General features: G+C 38.7%; 16 protein-coding genes. 6 read left to right on the top strand and 10 right to left on the bottom strand.

The genetic code is table 11. The features are described 5' to 3' along the window. Positions 1–122 precede the first annotated feature (122 nt). Genes ACSBFT_RS11685 through ACSBFT_RS11675 form a run of 3 tightly spaced genes read left to right on the top strand, consistent with a single transcriptional unit; the run spans position 123 to position 2,382 of the window. Complete coding sequence (locus tag ACSBFT_RS11685; protein WP_489604763.1) at positions 123–974, top strand: ABC transporter ATP-binding protein; 852 nt, start codon at positions 123–125, stop codon at positions 972–974. Beyond that, positions 971–1,669, top strand: coding sequence for a hypothetical protein (locus tag ACSBFT_RS11680; RefSeq protein WP_489604762.1), 699 nt, complete (start codon positions 971–973; stop codon positions 1,667–1,669). The genes ACSBFT_RS11685 and ACSBFT_RS11680 overlap by 4 nt, the downstream gene beginning before the upstream one ends. Positions 1,670–1,671: 2 nt before the next feature. Further along, the gene (locus ACSBFT_RS11675) at positions 1,672–2,382 is read left to right on the top strand and encodes an ABC transporter permease (RefSeq protein ID WP_489604761.1); all 711 of its coding nucleotides are present in this window, start codon (positions 1,672–1,674) and stop codon (positions 2,380–2,382) included. Between the two features lie 26 nt (positions 2,383–2,408). Here the strand turns inward: ACSBFT_RS11675 and ACSBFT_RS11670 are convergent, their stop codons facing one another. After that, the gene (locus ACSBFT_RS11670) at positions 2,409–3,755 is read right to left on the bottom strand and encodes a sulfatase (protein ID WP_489604760.1); all 1,347 of its coding nucleotides are present in this window, start codon (positions 3,753–3,755) and stop codon (positions 2,409–2,411) included. Between the two features lie 194 nt (positions 3,756–3,949). Continuing rightward, positions 3,950–6,181 (bottom strand): hypothetical protein, encoded by a 2,232-nt coding sequence (locus ACSBFT_RS11665; protein WP_489604759.1) that lies wholly within the window; start codon positions 6,179–6,181, stop codon positions 3,950–3,952. A 261-nt stretch (positions 6,182–6,442) separates the two neighbouring features. Here ACSBFT_RS11665 and ACSBFT_RS11660 point away from each other — a divergent pair, with 261 nt between their 5' ends. Further along, positions 6,443–8,422, top strand: coding sequence for a VCBS repeat-containing protein (locus ACSBFT_RS11660; RefSeq protein ID WP_489604758.1), 1,980 nt, complete (start codon positions 6,443–6,445; stop codon positions 8,420–8,422). A gap of 109 nt (positions 8,423–8,531) precedes the next feature. Here the strand turns inward: ACSBFT_RS11660 and ACSBFT_RS11655 are convergent, their stop codons facing one another. The 8 genes from ACSBFT_RS11655 to ACSBFT_RS11620 form a co-directional block, all read right to left on the bottom strand. Continuing rightward, the gene (locus ACSBFT_RS11655) at positions 8,532–9,425 is read right to left on the bottom strand and encodes an NAD-dependent epimerase/dehydratase family protein (protein WP_489604757.1); all 894 of its coding nucleotides are present in this window, start codon (positions 9,423–9,425) and stop codon (positions 8,532–8,534) included. A gap of 95 nt (positions 9,426–9,520) precedes the next feature. Beyond that, positions 9,521–9,982, bottom strand: a complete 462-nt coding sequence (locus tag ACSBFT_RS11650; RefSeq protein WP_489604756.1) for an RES family NAD+ phosphorylase — start codon at positions 9,980–9,982, stop codon at positions 9,521–9,523. After that, the gene (locus tag ACSBFT_RS11645) at positions 9,982–10,470 is read right to left on the bottom strand and encodes an Xre family toxin-antitoxin system antitoxin (RefSeq protein ID WP_463048956.1); all 489 of its coding nucleotides are present in this window, start codon (positions 10,468–10,470) and stop codon (positions 9,982–9,984) included. Before ACSBFT_RS11645 ends, ACSBFT_RS11650 begins: the two co-directional genes overlap by 1 nt. A 190-nt stretch (positions 10,471–10,660) precedes the next feature. Then, a complete protein-coding gene (locus ACSBFT_RS11640) occupies positions 10,661–10,906 on the bottom strand; it encodes a ribbon-helix-helix domain-containing protein (RefSeq protein WP_489604755.1) in 246 nt (81 codons plus the stop codon). A gap of 500 nt (positions 10,907–11,406) precedes the next feature. Continuing rightward, entirely contained in the window at positions 11,407–12,348 is a 942-nt protein-coding gene (locus ACSBFT_RS11635; protein ID WP_489604754.1) for a M20/M25/M40 family metallo-hydrolase, read from the bottom strand. Between the two features lie 181 nt (positions 12,349–12,529). Next, on the bottom strand, positions 12,530–13,219 hold the full coding sequence (locus ACSBFT_RS11630; RefSeq protein WP_489604753.1) for a glycoside hydrolase family 25 protein: 690 nt from the start codon (positions 13,217–13,219) through the stop codon (positions 12,530–12,532). A 56-nt stretch (positions 13,220–13,275) separates the two neighbouring features. Continuing rightward, positions 13,276–13,824 (bottom strand): hypothetical protein, encoded by a 549-nt coding sequence (locus tag ACSBFT_RS11625; RefSeq protein WP_489604752.1) that lies wholly within the window; start codon positions 13,822–13,824, stop codon positions 13,276–13,278. A 402-nt stretch (positions 13,825–14,226) separates the two neighbouring features. Further along, positions 14,227–15,672: a sulfatase family protein gene (locus tag ACSBFT_RS11620; RefSeq protein WP_489604751.1), complete on the bottom strand. Its 1,446-nt coding sequence runs from the start codon at positions 15,670–15,672 to the stop codon at positions 14,227–14,229. A 373-nt stretch (positions 15,673–16,045) separates the two neighbouring features. Here ACSBFT_RS11620 and ACSBFT_RS11615 point away from each other — a divergent pair, with 373 nt between their 5' ends. Together ACSBFT_RS11615 and ACSBFT_RS11610 are read left to right on the top strand one after the other, a co-directional pair. Next, a complete protein-coding gene (locus ACSBFT_RS11615) occupies positions 16,046–18,838 on the top strand; it encodes an outer membrane beta-barrel protein (protein WP_489604750.1) in 2,793 nt (930 codons plus the stop codon). Between the two features lie 223 nt (positions 18,839–19,061). Beyond that, positions 19,062–19,874, top strand: a complete 813-nt coding sequence (locus ACSBFT_RS11610) for a L,D-transpeptidase (RefSeq protein WP_489604749.1) — start codon at positions 19,062–19,064, stop codon at positions 19,872–19,874. Positions 19,875–20,106: the final 232 nt, after the last annotated feature.

The following is a 20,106-nucleotide window of genomic DNA, read 5'->3' as shown; positions in this document are numbered from 1 at the left end:
GTTGTTTTTATTAAAATGCTTATAGTTTTTAACCTAATTCCGTTCGTGGTTTCTTTTGATAAATGAGACTAGCTATTACGGCAAAAAAGAAGTAAAGCCCACATTGGACAAACAGTAGAAATATGATTCAAGTTGAGAATTTGGTATTTCAATACCCTGATAATGATAGTCCTACTTTAAAGGGCTTAAATTTTAATATAGAGAAAGGGGAGGTGTTTGGTTTTTTGGGGCCTTCTGGAGCCGGTAAAAGCACTGCTCAAAAAGTACTTTACAAAATTTATAATGCGTATCAGGGCTTGGTTAAAATTGATGGAAAAAGCTTGTCGGATTGGGACAGCACTTATTTTGAGAAAATAGGGGTTGGCTTTGAGTTGCCAAACCATTATTTGAAGTTAACAGGGAAAGAAAATATGAACCTCTTTGCTTCCTTTTACCCCAAGAAGCAGATTAGGAAAGTAGAGGAACTCTTTGAAATGGTGGATTTGACCGCTGACATGAACAAACCTGTGGAGGCTTATTCCAAAGGCATGAAAATGCGGCTCAACTTTATTCGTGCTATTCAGCATGACCCAGACATTTTGTTTCTTGATGAACCTACTTCAGGCCTAGACCCCGTTAATGCTCATAAGATAAAGCAGCACATTTTAGATTTAAAAGTTGCTGGGAAAACCATTTTTGCGACTACGCATAGCATGGAAACCGCTGACGAAATTTGTGATAGAGTCTCTTTTATAGTGGAGGGTAGATTGCAGGTAACAGATACGCCTAAAAACTTAAAAAAGCTGTACGGTCGAGAGGCGGTGGATGTAGAACTTTATGACGGTAGTACACAGGAGTTTACATTAAAAGGTTTAGGTGAAAATCAAGACTTTTTGGCTTTCATTAAACGTGATGAAGTGAAAAGAATTCACACCCAAGAAGCTACTTTAGAAGAAGTATTCATACGTGTAACCGGAAAATTCCTTAAAGTATGAGTAACTTTTTTACACTGTTAAAGTGGCAGTTTCTGCTTTTACACAAAAACAGTATCATCACTATCAGTTTTGCGGTGACACTCATATATGGTGTGCTCTTATTTTTTTTTAAAGATGTGGCTGTCTTAGATAAACTGCTGGTAACATTGGTGTTAAATGACCCTTCTGTGATTGGGTTCTTTTTTATAGCCTTAGCCATATATACAGAAATAAAGCATCAAATATTGCCCGCTATTTTTGTAACACCAGTTAATCTGCATGCTTTAATGTTGTCAAAAGTGCTCTCTATTTCCATAGTGGGTGTGATATGTTCTTTGGGTTTGGCCATTTCGGTGAAAGGCTTCAGCTTTGATATAGTTTCTTATACAGCTGGGTCCTTCGGTATTTGTGTTTTGTCCTCCCTTTTGGGGCTTTATATGCTCACTTATGCCACAGACTTTCTAAAGTTTGCTCTGACTTCTGTTCCTATATTTTTGCTTTTTATTAATGTGCCCATGTTGCAGTATTTAGAGGGCATAGACATTGGTTTTGCCAAATACTTTTTCCCTATTCAAGGGAGTGTAGACCTGATAGATGCTGCCATAAGCGGCACATCTATTAATAATTGGTATGGATATTTTTCCATTATACTTATGCTTCCGGTGTTTTATGTTTTTGCTTACACACGGTTTAAAAAGAAGGTGGTTCAACAATAGCTATGAGAAAGATATTCAAACTAGCCATCACCGACTTCAAAATTATCTTTAGAGACTCTTCTTTGAAGCCATTTTTGTTTTTGCCTGTTATTCTGTTTGCTTTGATACTTTGGGGAGTGCCTTATTTGGTGGATAAATATGAGTTACTTCGTCCGTATCTATCGCTTTTTTTGGTGATAGCGGTCATTGAAAACACCCAAGTATTTAGCTTCATTAGCTCCATGGTTTTGATAGATGAAAAAGAGACTGATATAGCCAAAGTTTATGGCGTGGTTCCTTTATCAAAATTTGAATTTCTGGTCTCTCGATTTCTGATTCCTTACCTTTTTACGGTGTTCTTGAATGTGATTTTGTTTTGGGTGCAACCTTTCTTTGTGATAGACCTTGGCTATATTCTTTTGATTTCTTTATTGGCTGCCTTGGTGGTTCCTGTTTATGTACTTTCTATAGCGTCTATTGTCCAGAATAGAATACAAGGCATGATATATATCAAAGCCTTTAATATGCTAGTTTTAATTCCAATTGCTGCCTTTTTTGTGCCAGATAATTTCAAACATTTCTTTGGAGTGTTACCCACTCACTGGATTTTCCAAAGTATAGAAAATGTATGCAATGGAGATTCCGCCTACTTAGTTATAGCGATTGGTTTTTTGTTCTTTGCTGTACTTCTGTGGCTTATTTCAAGAGTTTTTATTCGTAAGCATTTTGTTTAGCCTTTTGTGGAAATAGGAAACTGTATTTAAATATCCCCTTCATATTCAGGATTCAATTCTTGAGGAATAGGGGCATTCGTTTTATTCCACCATGCTTTGAGGAGGTTAAGCATTTCTTCAGTTTTTTCTGGCTCTTTTAAAGCAAGGTCGTTTCTTTCTCCTATATCTTCTGCCAAATTATAAAGCTCCACTTCATTGTTTTCAAAATAGTAGTGAAGTTTCCAATCTTTATATCTTACCACAGAACCCGGGCGAGTTCTGAACAATGAATCACGATTTTCGTTGTCGTGCACATTATAAGCCTGTAAATAGATAGGGAAGTGCCAAAACAATGGACGTTCTAGCTCGGTTTTTTTTCCTTCTAAAATGGGACTAAGGTTATCTCCATCCATTTTAGATGTGTTTTCTTGGATGCCTGCATATGCTAAAATAGTGGGCAGAATATCCAAATTAGTGATAGGTACATCACTTTTAGCATTAGCCTTGATTTTGTCGTGCATCACGAAAATATAAGGCTCACGAATACCACCTTCATAATAACTTCCTTTTCCTGCTCTAAGCGGCCGTTGTTTGGTGATACCGTATAAACCGCCGTTGTCGGATGTGAAGATGATGAACGTATTATCGAAGATTCCTTTGTCTTTTAATTTATCTATTAACAGACCAATGTTTCTATCAAGATTTTCTACCATGGTGGCGTATTCAGGGTTGTCTTGACCATCGGAACCTGGTTTGTTTTGGTATTTAGCCAACAGACTTTTTACGGGGTCAATAGGCGTGTGAACGGCGTATGGAGCATAATATAGGAAGAATGGAAACTTAGTACTATCTACAAAGGCTAAGGTTTTCTCCATGATTAAATCTGTAAGGTATTGGTCTGCATCTCCTGTAAGATTGACGTTTTTATAAGGAGGATAGTAGCTCTTAGGATGACCATTATGTGCTCCGCCAATATTTTCTTGAAAACCATATTCTAAAGGGTTATCGCTCAAATGCCATTTTCCGGCATGACATGTTATGTAGCCGTTTTTACTGAGTATTTCTGGCATTATTTCATGCTCTTTACTCAGTGTTACGGTGTTTTTGGTAGGAATAAGTTTTCTATGTTTTGAGGGACCTCTTTCTGAGTCGTCTACCGTGTAAATACCATGGCGTGGTGTCCATTTCCCTGTCATTAAAGAAGCTCTACTAGGAGCACAATTTGCCGATGCCGCATAGCCATTGGTGAAAATCATACCCATGCCAGCCAAAAGATCTATGTTGGGTGTTTCGTAAAATTGGCTTCCCATAAAGCCCACATCTTTCCAGCCCATGTCATCTACGTTTATCAGGACAATATTTGGCTTTGACTTATACTGTGCTTGAGAACTCATCGAGAAACACAGGAGAATAGAAAATAGAGCGATTGATAAAAGGGAGTGTTTCATCTGAATTCTTGGCAAACGGCCATTGGTTAGTAAACTCAAAGGAAATGAAAATCAAAGGTTTCTATGTCTCATATAAGGGGTAATTATGTCAAAATTGAATTTCTAAAGAGTATTTAGCTAACGAATGAAAGAGTATGCTCTCAATAATCAGCAATTCTATGCAAAACGAAGGTCCTATTCACGTCACCATTTTGCAACTCATTAAGTACCCAAGTATCCTTGTTCTCACCTTCTTCTAGTTTCCAATTCCTTTTTGGGTCGGCTAAAAGTTTTTTGACAACCCGTGGAAATGCATTTGCAGCACGGGCATCTTCCCATGTTCTTATTACTTTGAAAATAGCATCTTTTTGAGGGCAACTTTCCACATCTTTCTGATTCAGAACTAAGCTGTATGTGGTTCCTACACCAACGGAAATAGCTTGAATATGCTCATACTGTTCAACTGTCGATTCAGCTTTAATAGGGAAATTTCCACCCATACCTACTGGGAAAAAGTTAGCGTATGTTACATCACGAAGGTCTTTACCTTGGCTTGTGGTGCTGCCCCATTCTCTAGTGTCTACATCGTACAGGTTTTTTCCGCCACCTACATTCCAAATACTTTGATAATGCCATGAGCCTTCTGAGAGTGTAGCTCCTGTAAAACGAATAGGAGGGAGGTTCAGGACTTCGGCCCTTTCAAACATTTTACGGAAAAAGCGTTTTGCAGAGTAGTAACCATGTCCGTTATTAAACAAAAACTCTTGTCCGTCGAAATCGTAATAACCTAGCCCGTTAATAGCACAAACATCAGCATAGTATTCAGCAATTTTATCCTGAAGCTGCATGTTGGGTATCAAACCATCATAGCCATAATTCAGGGTGACTTGCAGCTTATATATGGTATCGTTGGCTTGATGAGTCGTAGGCGTGGTTTCCCAGTAGCCCCGTTTTACATTCAGTAGTCTGTATGGTTCTTCTTGAGAGACCCCAAGATAATAAATCAACTCCTTGCCTATTTTTATCATGTTAAGGTTTTCGGCATGCCCTTCCCAACTGGCTACCTCCTCAAGGTGCGTAGGGTCATCCACAATAATCACGGTATCGGTAGAACTAATATTTTTGACCAACAATCGCTTCTGCTGATAGCATAAACTGTTACTTGGTACAGGGCTGGCATCTTTTGTGCCAGGAGCCAATGAATTAGTTATCGGTGTTCTTCCTATGGTAATACCATACTTTGCCGCCATGGCAGAAAACTCCTTATGAGATTTGTTTCCTGAGCTTAATTTTATCGGTTTGTTCTCAAAGTTTTTCCCGTCAATGTACCCTTCATTTCCTCGGTCTGGCTTTATAAAACCTTGGTCATACAAACTGATGGCCCTAAAACCCAGTCTGGATGTATAAGAAATGATACTGTCATTTAAATTTCCATGAGTCATTGCATCAGGCACAAAAGCCGCAGGGTCTTTCACCCATTTTCCATCAATGGTAGGGTAGGGCAAGTTTTCTTTCAATACGATGTCCTGAATCACATCCATCAGTGCCGTGCTGTCTGGGCTGCCCCACAAAGCAATGGACGAGCCTATGAAATCAACTCCTGGTAATGGTTCAATCTCCAAATGATTAGGCGTATTGGCGGGCATATTAGGAATGAGTGAATAATAAACCTCTCGCTCAAATGTCCGGTCTCTGGAGTGGTAATTAATGGAAATTCTACCTTCAGTATCTACCATGGCAGAGTTGCCATACATGATTCTGTAATACGGTTCTTTGTGGGCATAAAAGGCCACATCGCTAATGCCATCTCCCCCCAAAGTGAAAATTTGTCCTTCGTGTAAGGAATCCGGCAGTGGATAGAGCTGTGCATCTGGAGAATGAATGATATACTGAAACGGTGCTGCATCGGCGATGGTTTCAGAGGTTCCACCTAGGGTATTATCGTCCAGAGCCAGCATACCTATGGCATAATTATTCGTTTCGCTGGTATCTCTCGCTACGCCAATAATTTCTCCAAACAAGTTGGTGATATTGGTATGATATGGTCCCCATTGTATGCCATCAATTCCATTTCGTGGGCTAAGCGACGCTAATGTTAATTTGAAATATTTCTCTTGAGGTCTTAAGGAGATTTGAGCCACAGAACCGTTGGCATAAGTCAATTTAATGCTATTATTTGCCTGATTAAATGCTGCATCAATGGGTTCAAAATAAACCTTCTTTTTGCCATCATAAAGCTGCATTAATGGCGATGGTTTATCGGAAGGACTATATTCTTTAGAACTGTTTGCCATGCTTGTGATAAAGCCTTTCTTATCTATTTGTATTTCAAAATAGTCGGTACTAAAACTGTTCTTTTTTAAGGAAGAACAAGCAAATAGTGAGATGGTCATTAGTAACAAGCAGAAGTGTCTGCCAAGTTTTTTGTAAGGAGATGGCTTGAAAATCATTGTAACGAATTGGTTGAATAGCCAAGATAATACAAATCGCTACGAAACGTAAATAAGGACTTATTTATGAATATGGGGACGTATAATTAAAACTTCGCATACCCTCTTTTTATCTATTTCATAATACTCGCTTGGTTATTTGATTTTAAAAGCGATAAATTTAAGCTAGTGCTAAAGCATATATTCAACCCATAAAAAAGTGAAATGAAATCTATTGAAAAGCAGACTGCCTACGCTGTAATTTTTGCCCTGACCTTTTTCGTCTTCCTTGGCTGTAAAACCACAAAGCCGATTGCCGATCTGGACAAAGCCGACTTTCAGAAATTAGCCTATCAAAATCCTGACCTTGAGGTGGATTTAGGTGTAGGCCTGTGGGCTTGGCCACTTCCTATGGATTTTGATAATGATGGCGACATGGATTTAATCGTTTCCTGCCCCGATAAACCCTCCAATGGAACCTATTTTTTTGAGAATAAATCTAAAAAAAATGGTCATGAAATCGTTTTTGAAAAAGGTAAATTAATTGGGGAAGGATATAAAAACCTTCAGGTTTCTTATGTGAATGGAGAGCCAAAGGTTTTAGCGGAAGGCGTAGAATATCAGAATTTCAAAACGGAGCTTTTTGGGAATTCTAAAAAGATATTTGACAATGAAGTATTAGAAAAAAATCATAAAAAGATAAGATTTAGCCAATGGAAATATGTGGATTATGACGGAGATGGCGACCAAGATTTACTAGCAGGAATAGACGACTGGTCGGATTATGGCTGGGATAATGCATTTGACTCAGAAGGAAATTGGACAAACGGCCCGCTGCGAGGTTTTGTATACTATCTGGAAAACGTCAATGGAAATTATGAAAACAGAGGTAAGATATTAGCGGATAATAAACCGATTGATGTCTACGGAGCTCCCTCTCCAAACATGTATGATTTTGATGGCGATGGCGATTTAGACTTGATATGTGGCGAGTTTCTGGACAGGCTGACTTGGTTTGAAAATGTGGGTTCTCGAAATAAACCTGTTTTTGCCGCAGGAAGATTTCTTACCAATGCTACGGGCTTGATAAAAATGGATTTGGAGATGATTATTCCTACAGCCATAGATTGGGATAGCGATGGAGATATAGACCTTATCATTGGCGATGAAGATGGCCGTGTGGCTTTGGTAGAAAATACGGGTATGGTAAAAGACCACATGCCACAGTTTGAAAGTCCGAAATACTTTCAGCAAAAAGCCGATAACATAAAATTTGGGGCTTTGGTTACGCCGTTCGCCGTGGATTGGGATGATGACGGAGATGAAGACATCATCTGTGGAAATTCTGCTGGTTATCTCGGTTTTATAGAAAATCTAGGTGGTAAATGGGCGGAGCCCGTTTATTTAGAATCAAGGGGCAAACCTATTCGTTATTTGGCGGGTGATGGCGGTTCTATTCAAGGGCCGGCAGAAGCGAAATGGGGCTATACCACCCTTTCAGTGGCCGATTGGGATGGCGATGGCTTAAAGGATATTCTGGTGAATTCTATTTGGGGGAGCATAGCATGGCATAAGAATATTGGTTCAAAAGGAAAACCAAGTTTGACGGAGTCAGAACCCGTGGTGATGGATTGGGGCCAAATGGAAGTGCCTAAACCAAAATGGAACTGGTGGACGCCCAAAGCAACAGAATTGGCAACGCAGTGGCGAACGACACCGAATGCCATAGATTGGAACAAGGATGGGCTTATGGATTTGGTGATGCTAGACCATGAAGGATATCTAGCCTATTTTGAACGTTTTAAAGAAGGGGGATTTCTTAAACTAAAACCAGGGAATCGTATTTTTTATGGTGTGGAAGGTGCTGTGTTTACCAATAGAAACAAAGTGGAAAGTACCCAAAATGGCCCTTTAAGATTAAACTCAGCCGAAGCAGGTGGCAGCGGTAGACGGAAATGGTGTTTTGTAGACTGGGATGAAGATGGCGACTTAGACTTAATAGTTAACGGCTTAAATGTGGTGCTTTTTGAAAACGTGGGTACAGAAGACGGTAAAGTACAATTAGCTTTTAGAGGCGATTTGTCAAAGCAAATGTTAGCAGGACATACCACCTCACCCACTATGATAAAATTAAATAAAAAGGACAAGCCAAGTTTACTCGTTGGAGCGGAAGATGGTTTTTTGTATATGTTTGACAGGAAATAAGGACTTGTTCTATATGCAATTCAGAGTCTCTTCGGAGGCTCTGAATTGAAAAAAAACTTTGGAAACTTCGTTGGGAAGCGGAAAATAGACTAATCTAAAACGGTTAAGCTCACTCTCCCTTTAAGTATTTTCGCCAATTATGCTGCTCTTTAAAGCCCAATACCTCCCGAATTTTACGATTTGAGAATAGGGCTTCATGCTCTTCTAATTCACCTTGAATAGGTACATTTGGAAAGAACTTTTCGGCTAATATTTTAGTAGGAATAATGGCTCCATTGTGGTCGTTTCCTGCATTGAAAACCTGATAACCAAGCTTGTCTTTTTGCAAGCATAAATCTACTATCTGCCCTAAATCTCTGGCATCTATATAGCAGAACGCATTTCTTCGTCGGACTTCTGGATTTTTGAAATAATCAGGAAATAGCTCAGCATATTCGTGGGGTTCTATCACGTTTCCTATGCGAAGAGCATAAATATCAAAACCTGACCTACGCTGGAAACTTCTTGCCGTTTTTTCATTGACCACTTTTGATAAACCATAGCTATCCATCGGGTCTACGTCGTAATCTTCTTGTAGGGGCAATACTTTAGGGTCGGTTTCGCCATCTGAAAAACAGATGCCATAGGTGGTTTCTGAGGAAGCAATGATAATCTTTTTGATACCAAGTTTAACAGCAGCTTCTATAACATTATAAGTCCCCATGGTGTTAACCCTAAAAGTTTCATTATCAGGTTTGATAAGAATACGAGGTACAGCCGCAAAATGTACAACCGCATCAAACTTTGGTACGCCAGTACCAGCCTCTAATTCACCTAAGTTAGCATAAGAACTCATGGCATTAAACATCTGTCCAGAATCTGTAATGTCTGCTGTCAGATTATCTACGCCAGGGTAGTTTAAAGGCGTTAAATCTACATTTAAAACGCTATGCCCTTGTTCTAATAAATAGGGTATCACGTGTTTACCTGCTTTACCTGAGCCGCCTGTAAAAAATATTCTCATGTGTATTAATGCTTTAATTGGGATTCCCTCTCTTACAAAGCTATGTTAGTTCAGAGACATAGCAAGAGGAGAAATTAAGAAACTTAATGTTTCTTTTAATTATTGAAATATCGTGGGTCGAAAGGGTAGGGGTCTGTTTTAATGATTCTAATTTTTGAAAAATTTTGGTGACGTGGGTTTAAGATATAATTGTATTCTCCCTTAACCACTACACTTGGAACTTTGAGAATTGCGTGTGTATTTGATTTAACAAAATCATCTCCAAATTTTTGACTATCTGGTTTAGAAGGTAACGAATTCCATCCTTCAGGCAAATCTTTAGAAGCAATTTCTAGAATTTTTAACGCATCTGGGATTTCTATTTCTACCATGAAATAATCTCTCGGTAAAATGCCCAAAGCAATATGAACCGCGACTTCACTATTTGCTAATGCTCGTGATTGTGCAGTATAAATAACTTCTGTGCCTTTTGAATTCCACCTTTGGCCACTTAAAGAAGCTCCATAGCCAGATAATTCATCTTTATACTTTTTACGACTTAACCGGTAAACTATCATCAGACAAAAACCCCATATTCAATTCGGTTTAACTCAGCCATTACGATGTCCTTACCGAATGAAGAGTCTAATAGATCTATTGGTTTATTTTTTCCTAAAGCTAAAGAAGGTGTGTTAAGCCAAATTGTGAAATCTTCTGGCGAATCAAAAACCTCGTTACCTAAATCAACTACTTCTGCCAATTCGAATATTTTTTCACTTTGAATTTGCTTAAATACATGCCCTTCTTCTTTGCGGTATCTTTGAAGTGTACGAATATTGATGTCCAAAAATGCAGACCATTGAATGTCGTTAAATGGTGAATTGGATTTTATTTCGGAAAAAAGTACGGTAGGTACACCTCTTTTAACAGCTTTAGCTACCAATAGCTTATCGCTTAAAAATCTAGAATAAGTAACATCTTTGGGTTTTATACCTTTTCCTCTTTCAAAGTGTTTGATGAATGTTTTTAATTCATTGCTATCACGTTTTAATAATGTTTTTTCCATTTGACTTAAGTTTCAATACTTAAATAACGACAATTGTACTTATATAAACGACAAGTCGACATTAAAGTTTCTTGACTTACAATATTGTAAATCTCTATAATAATTCTAAAGAATCGCAGTTCATTCTGAGATGCTATTGAGGGAAAGGGTGACAATAATTCACACTTTCGTTTCTTTCAATGTCGCGAATTTATGCTTCGCAATTAAGTAAAGCCTTTGATTCTTTTAATATTTGCTCTGGACTATCATTTGAAAAGCCACTATACTCAGCTCTTTCCAGTTTAGCTCCAATCCAATCTATTTGACGCTGTTGTTTCCTTGCTTGTCTTACCAAGTCATTTATCAATTCACTTTTACTTGAATATTCTTTGCTGTCAACTTGACTTTTTAACCATTCATCATTTGGTTGTGTTAAAGAAATGCTTTGTCTTGCCATATTATTAATTTGTTGTGATGTAAATATACACCAAAAGTGCACCAGACTCCAAGCCTTTTAAAATTGCACTTTAAGATGTGGAACTGCGTCAGTCCTCAGTAATGTGGAAAAGTAGGCGGCATGTCGAGGCAAATATATATTGATATGAGTTTTCGGATTTAACAAAATACTGTTTGAAGGACAGTCAAAATTCAAGTATAGAATTTTAAATTATGCTTTCAAATGTTAAGAGTTTTGATTGTACAAGTTTATTTTGTGTGTGGTTTTTGACGGTTCGCAGCTGCGGTTCGTTTTTGCCCAAACAAAAATGAATGCCCGACCCTGTCTGCCGATTTATCCGCCGATAGGAGGACAGGCAGGCGGCTAGGTCAGCGAAGAAATAGCATACGCTGATTATGATTTTTAGGAATGGGTCCGCATAATATTTAAAACTTGAATTATGTAAATGCTCCATTGGTTAATGAAACCGAGTCCATTCTGAACTCCGTTGAGAGAACAACCTACTCTTCCTCCTTAGGATCCGTATTTCTAAAGTGCAGCGTGTCAAAACTAAAGCTAGCTTTAATAATAGCCTTTTCTAATTCCACTATGCCTGCCAATGATTCGTAATCAACCTTTTCTGGGTCGTCGGTGGGTTTATGATAGTCGGGATGTCCACCGGTATGGAAAAACATAACGGGGATGTCTTTTTCGTAAAAAGAGGTTTGGTCAGAACCGCCACGTCCTTCGTAGCCTGTGTAAAATTTTACGTGCTTTTCTTTGTCTATTTGCTCCATCATAGGCTCAAATTCTGGGCTACTGCCATAACCAATAATCGATACGCCTCTTTCAGCATTAAAGCGGCCTATCATGTCCATGTTTAGCATGAAATGAACACTTTTTAAATCGATGGTGGGATGATTTACAAAGTAACGAGAACCAACTAATCCCAACTCTTCTGCACCAAAAGAAATAAATAGAAAGTTGACAGGTTCTACGATTTTGTTCTGACTAAAATACCTCGCCAGTTCTAATAAACCTGCCACACCAGAGGCATTATCGTCGGCACCATTATGGATTTTACCATAAGCAGTGCTGTCCTTTAAACTTCCTTGTTTGCCTTCTCCTATATGGTCATAATGTGCTCCAATAACCATTGTTTTTTGAGCTCCATTATCTAAAAAACCTATGACGTTTTTGGCGGGTCGGATACTATCAGGCACCGCTACTCGTCTTACTTTGGCTTCAAAATCTTGATAATACCTACGAGTGCCTTTAGGTGCTAAGCCATATGCTTTGAAGGCCTTTTTGATATATTTTGCTGCCTTGTTGGCTTCTTTACTTCCTGTTCCACGACCTTTCATCGACTCTTTTGATAGAAAATAGACGTGTTCTTGATACTGCTGTCCAAAAGCATTTGCCGTAAAACATAACAGACAAAAAGCGATAAGTTTGGCTTTCATAAAGCGGGATAAATGTGTTTTTGCAAAAGAAGCAAAAATGGGGCGTAGGCAGAAATCAGTAAGCTCTATTTGTTAGGATTCGCTTTGGGAAACGCTCATGATACTACTCCCTACAGAAGTTATGATTCAAAAAAAAAAGAGATACTCAGGGAGGTGAAATACCTTCGGTGTGGTGATTATGCTAAGCTTTTATAAAATCATTAAAGTCATGAATGTTTCCAATAAATGCATTTAAGTCTGTAAAACCAGAAATGCCATTGACTGAACCTTTCCACGAATACTGTTTTAGTTTCTCGTTATTCCATACTCCTAAATCTGTAGAACGGGTAGTTGGACTGGTATCTGGCTTCGCTATCCATAATCCGTAGGCGTTTATAGAGCTATTTAAGAACTGGGCATAAAAGGAATTGGTATAAATGATTGGAGCAATTCCTGTAGCATCTTCTACAATGGTTAACCATTCTTTGACCCAATTGGTCAGCTGGGTGCTCGTATACAAGCTAGATAAGGAATTAAGCCCTACTTGGTCTTCCAAATCTAAAGCAGGAGGTAATTTCCCTTTTCCAATATAAGGACCAGCCGTATTTATAAAGTTGGTGGCGTCATTTTGTGCGGTATTATTGTCAGGACGAGCAAAATGATAAGCACCCATAACCAATCCGGCTTTAGCACCATTTCTGATATTATCATGGAATTTTGGGTCGATATGTGTCATGCCTTCGGTAGATTTAACATAGGCAAAAGTCTTCCCTTCTTGTGATACTTTTGACCAATCGATGACTCCTTGATGGTGACTAACATCTACTCCCAGTATACGCTGAGCTATTCCGGGGCCTAGATTGGATAAGAAATTATAATCTCTTTTAAACATTTCAATTTTATTATAGTCTATGGATATTTGAGATAGAGAATTCCTTTGGTAAATATTTAGTTTCTAACATTTGGGTCTATAAAATCGGCTTCGGTTTTAAGGGCTTTTAACTTCATATTCATGATTTCAGCTCCAAGGGAGTCCGTTTTAGAAATAAGAGATACGGTATAGTATCTATCTGGCTCCATATAAAATTTAACCTTGCTCAAATAGCGTCCTTGAGCTAAATCTTTTCCTTTTCCATCTTTAGTGAGTTTTTCTGTCCATACGGAATTAGCTGTAATAGGAAGTACGTTATTGTTGTCTTTTTGAACCATATCTTGGTTAAGTGAAAGCCCGATAGAAATGGTGTTCCCATTCAAGGAATCCCTATATTCTTCTTCCACACCAACCACTTTTCCTTCTTTATCTATGACACTAAAAGGAGCTATGGACTGATAATAGGATAGCGGTAAGTCATACGACAGTCCAATAATAGGGTCATGGATTAATGAAGCATTTTCATGAATTATTTCGGCGGTAGTTTTACTATTACTATCGGAATTGCAGCCCAAAAGGCTGCTCACAAATAGTATTATTAGGCATGTTCTAAGATCTATTTTCATGACTTGAGGAAGGCCAATTTCTTGATGTTAAATCGGTACTGGCTCATAAGTTTTGAGGCTGTTCAGTAAGTTTTGAGGCTGTTCAGTAGGAGGCTTTAATGACCAAGCCTGTAAGCATAGATCATCGTAATCGTATTCCTATAAACGGTTAGTCTTTTTCAATGATTAAAAACTAAAGGTACAAAAAAAATGCTACCATTTAATCAGTATTTGACACTATTAAAGACCATCTATTTTTTGGAAGGAGGCAAATAAAAAAAATCCCACCCCAATGGGATAGGATTCTTCGTGTTTCTAAAATACCTCTGATGGAAAGGATTTTGCGGAAACAATAAAATAGCTTAAATCCAGAAACTTTTATCGCGAGACAAGTAAACTTGGTAGATAAAAATCTACCACTACCTAATTCCTTTTCCCGCCTCCACCACCTAAGTAAGGATATTGGTCAAATCCTTCATAATCAGGATTTTTGGCTCTAGGATCATTTAAGGCTGTAAGTTTGGCTTGAAGCTTAGAACGTAAACTTTCCAATGTTTTGGCGTAAGCCTTATCATTAACAATGTTGTTCACCTGGTCGGGGTCATTTTTTAAATCGTATAACTCTTCGGCGGGTCTTTTGCCAAAACACAGCTCATAAGAAAGCTGATGTTCTTGGTCTAAATCCTTATTGGCCACGATATAATCTTTGGTAGGGCCGCCGTCACAATCTGCATACCATTGATTAGGAAAATTGGTTTCCCCTAATTTTCCGGTACCAGCAGGCCATAAATCGGGTTTATAATTACGGATATAAAGAAAATCATCATTCCTATATCCTCGCGAAGGATAGCCTCCCATATTGGGCTTCTCCTGAGCAGGCACGTGTCTTTCTCTGCCAAAAACGATGTCGGAGCGATCTATCATTCCAGATTTTTCCGATTTTAAGATATCGACAAAACTCCTGCCAGTCATATCTTCTGGTATTTGAACTCCAGCCGCTTCCAGAAGGGTAGGGGCAATGTCTGCAAACGACACATAATCATCTACCGTTCTGCCAGCTTTAATTTCGTTTCCCCATCGCACTGCAAATGGCACTCGCACACCAGAATCGTAAAGGTTTCCTTTGCCACGAGGGAAAGGCATACCATGGTCGCCAGTCATAATAATAATGGTGTTTTCCAGTAGGTTGTTTTCTTCTAATTGTTTTATCACAGAACCTACCAAACTGTCCCATCGCTGCACTTCGTAATAATAATCTGCTACATCCTTACGTATGACATCAGATGCTGGATAGTGTTGATAAAGGTGAACTTTGGAAATATCTATGCCGCTTTCTTCACCCGTTCCCTTTACATAATCTCGATGTGGGTCTAGCGTTCCCAACCAAAAAAAGAAGGGTGCATCATCGGTTTTTGCTTCTAGGAAGTCTTCAAAGGTACTATACCCTTTATTAGAAGGATGTGAGCCATGACTGGCTATCCAACTGTCTAAATTACCGGGTCCCCAAGTTTTAGATTCGTTTCGGCCCGTGGTATATCCTTTATCGGCCAAGAGGTGAATAAAACTTTGATGTTTTTCTGGAAGTGTGCTCCATAAGTTAGCTCCAGAACCTAATTCCCAATGGTATTTACCCGTTATAAAGGCATTTCTACTGGGAGTGCAAGAAGGACTTGAAACAAAAGCATGATTAAATAAGACACCTTCTTTGGCAAGCCTATCGAAATTGGGCGTTTTAACGCCTTGGTCTCCGTAAGCACCAGCATGCGGATATCCCCAGTCGTCGGCTAAACAAAAAACAATGTTGGGTGGTTTAACCTGTGCATTTACTAATCCACAGCAAAAGATTAAAAGCAGTACTTGTAGTTTCATTTTATAATTTTAATAGGGTTTGACAATTTAAGGCATTATGATGAAAACTAAGTGCTAAGACCACTTTTTTGATAATGCCATCTATGGCAAAAATTGAACCTATAAATGATCGCTATGAATTATGCCGTAGCAAAGTGTTTGAAAATTCAAACTTGTAAAATTGATTTATGTTAAATATGGCCGTTAATGTCAGAGGTTTATCGCACCACTCCCTCACTAAATCAGAATTCAATCCAAAACCGAGACACTTTGGGTCTTAAAAATTAATATGCTAAGTCAGTATCGACAAAGGGCTAATCTTTGGGGATAAAAGCCCTTATGTCTATTTAAACCTTTAAAGTCTTTAAGAGTCAAAGAGCCTTAAAATTTAATTATGAATAGACTTATTACTACTTTATTATTCCTTGTTTTTTCATCCTACGCTTTTGCTCAGGATGTTTTTAAGGTTTCTGGAAAGGTAACCGATTCCAATAACGAAGGCGTTGTGGCTGCCACTGTGCGGTTGACTTCTCCTAGAGACTCCACATTTTTAAGAGCGGCATTTAGCAATGCCAATGGGGAATTTGAAATTAATGAGCTACCCAAAGGTTTTTACCTTTTGAAAATTAGCTCTGTGGGTTTTGTGACTAAAACGGAGCGAGTTCCTTTGATAGATAATGATAAGCTGTTTGAAAACATAATTCTGGAAGAAGATTCAAAACTATTGGGCGAAGTAGAGGTAAAAGCCAAACAAGTGCGGGTAGCCATGAAAGGCGACACCTTACAGTTTAACGCTGATGCTTATAAAGTAAATCCAGATGCTACGGCAGACGATTTGGTGAAAAAGATGCCCGGCATACAATATCAAGATGGCAAACTGCAAGCCCAAGGGGAAGATGTAAAACGCGTCACGGTGGATGGTAGAGAGTTCTTTGGTAATGATGCCAGTGCAGCTCTAAAGAACTTACCAGCAGAAATTATTGACAAAATAGAAGTATTTGATCGCTTGAGCGACCAGTCTCAATTTTCTGGTACAGACGACGGTAACACCGAGAAATCGATAAACATTGTTACCAAAAGTGGAAAAAGCAATGGGCAGTTTGGAAAAGTATACGCCGGTTATGGTACCGACGATAGATACAATTTGGGTGGAAATGTCAACTATTTCAACGAAGATTTAAGAATTTCCATCATTGGGCTTTCCAATAATATTAATCAAACGAACTTCTCTTCAGACGACTTATTAGGGGTTTTGGGTAGCACTAGCTCTGGAAGAGGTGGAGGTAGGAGAGGCGGCGGACGAGGTGGCTCTTCTGTAGGGGCTAACTCCAGCGACTTTCTGGTGAATGGGCAAAGTGGCATTACCAATACAAATGCTTTAGGTTTTAACCTCACAGATAACTGGAGTGAAAAAGTAAAGGTAAATATGAGTTATTTCTACAATCAGACGGATAATAACTCCATCGATACTTTAAAACAAACAACGTTTTTGGGTGAAAACGTAAGCCAAGATTATCTTGAAAATCATGCTGGGAATAAGCAAAATCTAAATCATAGGGTTAACCTGAGGATGCAATACGACATTGATAAGGAAAATTCCTTGATTTTTACGCCAGTACTTAGCTTTCAAAATGCCGACATAAGCGATTATGTGGACGGTAGAACAGACATTGTAAACGAGCTCTTGAATCACACCATAACCTCTACAAATAGTAATAATGATGGCTATTCGCTAAAATTCAATCTGCTTTATCGTCATAGATTTGCCAAGCCAGGGCAAACATTTTCTGTTGGTGTAGGAAATAATAGGTCGAGCCAAGACTATCAATCTGCATTATTATCAGAAGACCAGTTAAATGTCAATGATTTGATCCTCAATCAGGAGTCGAGTAAATTAGTTTTAAATAATTCATACGACATCAGAGCGGACTATTCTCAGCCACTTAGCGAAAGAAGTAGCTTGCGTTTTTCTTATAAAACAGACTGGGCAGATAATGAGTCTGACCAATCAACATATGACTTTAATCCTGAAACGGGGACTTTCAATAACTTGAATGAGAATTTGAGTAATAGCTTTTTGAACCAGTACAACACCCAAACCATGAGTGCTGGCTATAGATATAATAAAGGGCGAGATTTTATGTTTTTTGCCAATCTGAATTATCAAATAGCCAACTTGGATGGCGAACAACTGTTTCCGCAGACCTTGAATACGAGCAGAAGTTTTAAAAACGTTTTGCCTTTTGCCATGCTGAGGTATTCTTTGAGCAAAGAAAAAAGCATTCGGGTTTATTATAGAACCTCTACCAATGCACCCAGCATTACGCAGCTACAAAATGTGGTGGACAACAGCAATCCATTGCAGCTATCGGCTGGAAATCCCAACTTAGACCAGGAGAACAATCACAGCTTGACGTTCCGTTATAATAGTGCCAATATAGAGAAAGGAAGCACTTTCTATGCTTATTTGGTGGGTAGCTATACCTTAGATAACATTTCTAATATTAGCACCATTGCACTAAAAGATACCGTTTATAATGGCATTCCGCTGCTAAGGGGTGCCTCGCTAAGTTTGCCACGCAACTACGGAAACAGTCAGTCTTACCGCTCTTTTATAACCTATGGTTTTCCGCTTACAAGCCTAAAATCAAACCTCAATCTTAACTTTGGTGTAAACCATTCTATTACGCCGGGTTTAGTAAATGACTTAGAAAACATTGCCCAAAACACGGGATTAACGCTAGGTGCTGTTTTGGGTAGCAATATCTCTGAGCAAGTGGATTTTACACTTTCCTATAATGGCGGTTACAACATTATTGAGAATACGCTGCAGCAAGATCTCAATAGCAACTATTACACGCAAAACATTGGTTTAGCTCTGAATTTATTAAGTAAAAGTGGCTTCTTATTTAATGTAAAAGGCACCAACACCTATTTAGCGGGTATAGAAGGCTTTGAACAAAACTTCACCTTATTATCTGCAAAAGCAGCCTATAAGTTTATGAAAAAAGACCAAGCCGAATTGAGCTTGTCGGCCTTTGATGTGCTTGGACAAAACAACAGCATTTCCAGAGAAATTACCGCTGCCTACGTGGCGGATAATAAATCCTTGGTTTTGAGTCGTTTTTACATGCTGAACTTCACCTACACCATTCGGAATTTTAGACCAGCGAAGGTTAAGAAGTAGCAATGCTTTATTTTTAATTTTTATCACCAGACCACTGCTTTGAGTATCGGTCTGGTGATTTTTTTTAGAATCACTAACGCTAGTCTGTCCTCCTATCGGCGGATAAATAGGCAGACTGGGAGACTTTGAGCAGCGAAAATAAATTGGCCTTCGGAGTCAATTTCGAGACGAAGTAAATCGGAAATTATACGCAATAGTTTCTTTAAAAAGCGTATATTGGGTGATGAAATTCACATTTTCGGATACAGCAATCCTATTTAGTATAATTGTATTGACCGTTTTGCAATCATGCGATAGTCCTTCAAGAAAGAAACTCCCAGAAAATTTTGATTACTATGCTTTTAAAGATTCCATAAAGGCAGAAAAGCTTGATACTGCTGGACCGGGTTTTGAAACTAATATTTTTGAAAGTACGCTACTTACTCCGGACAAAGATTCCATCAATGCTTTGTTAACACAAATTGATAATGCATGGCACAGAGAAATGGCCATGGTGGAGCAAGTGGACAGTTTGCGTAAAATTTGGAAAAAAATGGAGACCCATACGCCAGAGGAGCTCCTGTTATTGAAGGAAAACACACAAATCCTTGATTCCTTTCTAACCAGCAAAAAAGACCCTGAAAATATCCCTTGCAGTGAAGCCGGTTGCCTCATATATGCACATATCGTAAAGTCTACCCAAACCCTTTATTTATATCTTGATGCCGTATTAATAGACAGTTTTCCGGTTTCTACCGGCATAGGCAAGTACGATACACCAACATTGAATGTAAGAGCTGCAGGACCAATATTTAAAAGATATACCTCGAAAAAATTCCCTGGAGGAAACTACGAGGGGCTTGGCAATATGCCTTATGCCGTTTTTATTAAAGGTGGATATGCCGTTCATGGAACCACAACGGGGAACTTTGCAAAGTTGGGAACAAAGGCCTCACATGGTTGTGTAAGGCTTCACCCCATGAATGCTAAAATATTTTATGAATTAGTTAATCTGATTGGGATTAGTCATACTTGGATATCCATTACCGACACCTAAGCATATGATTTTTTGCCACCAGACGCATGGAGTGTTAGTGGATGAGGCTTTTATAAGCACTCCAACGCTGCAAGCATTGGAGTGGTGAGTCTGAGCAGCTATTTTGCCATAGTAATGCTGCGTCTATTTTGAGACGCTGCAAAGGGAAAACAAATCCTTGGTTTTGAGTCGTTTTTATATACTGAACTTCACCTATACCATTCGCAATTTTAGACCAGCGAAGGTTATGGGG

Source organism: Arcticibacterium sp. SM2516 (assembly GCF_057914865.1).
Note: the sequence above shows the minus strand (reverse complement) of the source record. Positions and strands in the feature narration are given on the sequence as shown.

Bases quoted from the DNA above. Each gene is read 5' to 3' on its own strand.
- ACSBFT_RS11685 (WP_489604763.1), top strand. From the start codon at position 123: ATGATTCAAGTTGAGAATTTGGTATTTCAATACCCTGATAATGATAGT.
- ACSBFT_RS11680 (WP_489604762.1), top strand. From the start codon at position 971: ATGAGTAACTTTTTTACACTGTTAAAGTGGCAGTTTCTGCTTTTACAC.
- ACSBFT_RS11675 (WP_489604761.1), top strand. From the start codon at position 1,672: ATGAGAAAGATATTCAAACTAGCCATCACCGACTTCAAAATTATCTTT.
- ACSBFT_RS11670 (WP_489604760.1), bottom strand. From the start codon at position 3,755: ATGAGTTCTCAAGCACAGTATAAGTCAAAGCCAAATATTGTCCTGATA.
- ACSBFT_RS11665 (WP_489604759.1), bottom strand. From the start codon at position 6,181: ATGACCATCTCACTATTTGCTTGTTCTTCCTTAAAAAAGAACAGTTTT.
- ACSBFT_RS11660 (WP_489604758.1), top strand. From the start codon at position 6,443: ATGAAATCTATTGAAAAGCAGACTGCCTACGCTGTAATTTTTGCCCTG.
- ACSBFT_RS11655 (WP_489604757.1), bottom strand. From the start codon at position 9,425: ATGAGAATATTTTTTACAGGCGGCTCAGGTAAAGCAGGTAAACACGTG.
- ACSBFT_RS11650 (WP_489604756.1), bottom strand. From the start codon at position 9,982: ATGATAGTTTACCGGTTAAGTCGTAAAAAGTATAAAGATGAATTATCT.
- ACSBFT_RS11645 (WP_463048956.1), bottom strand. From the start codon at position 10,470: ATGGAAAAAACATTATTAAAACGTGATAGCAATGAATTAAAAACATTC.
- ACSBFT_RS11640 (WP_489604755.1), bottom strand. From the start codon at position 10,906: ATGGCAAGACAAAGCATTTCTTTAACACAACCAAATGATGAATGGTTA.
- ACSBFT_RS11635 (WP_489604754.1), bottom strand. From the start codon at position 12,348: ATGAAAGCCAAACTTATCGCTTTTTGTCTGTTATGTTTTACGGCAAAT.
- ACSBFT_RS11630 (WP_489604753.1), bottom strand. From the start codon at position 13,219: ATGTTTAAAAGAGATTATAATTTCTTATCCAATCTAGGCCCCGGAATA.
- ACSBFT_RS11625 (WP_489604752.1), bottom strand. From the start codon at position 13,824: ATGAAAATAGATCTTAGAACATGCCTAATAATACTATTTGTGAGCAGC.
- ACSBFT_RS11620 (WP_489604751.1), bottom strand. From the start codon at position 15,672: ATGAAACTACAAGTACTGCTTTTAATCTTTTGCTGTGGATTAGTAAAT.
- ACSBFT_RS11615 (WP_489604750.1), top strand. From the start codon at position 16,046: ATGAATAGACTTATTACTACTTTATTATTCCTTGTTTTTTCATCCTAC.
- ACSBFT_RS11610 (WP_489604749.1), top strand. From the start codon at position 19,062: ATGAAATTCACATTTTCGGATACAGCAATCCTATTTAGTATAATTGTA.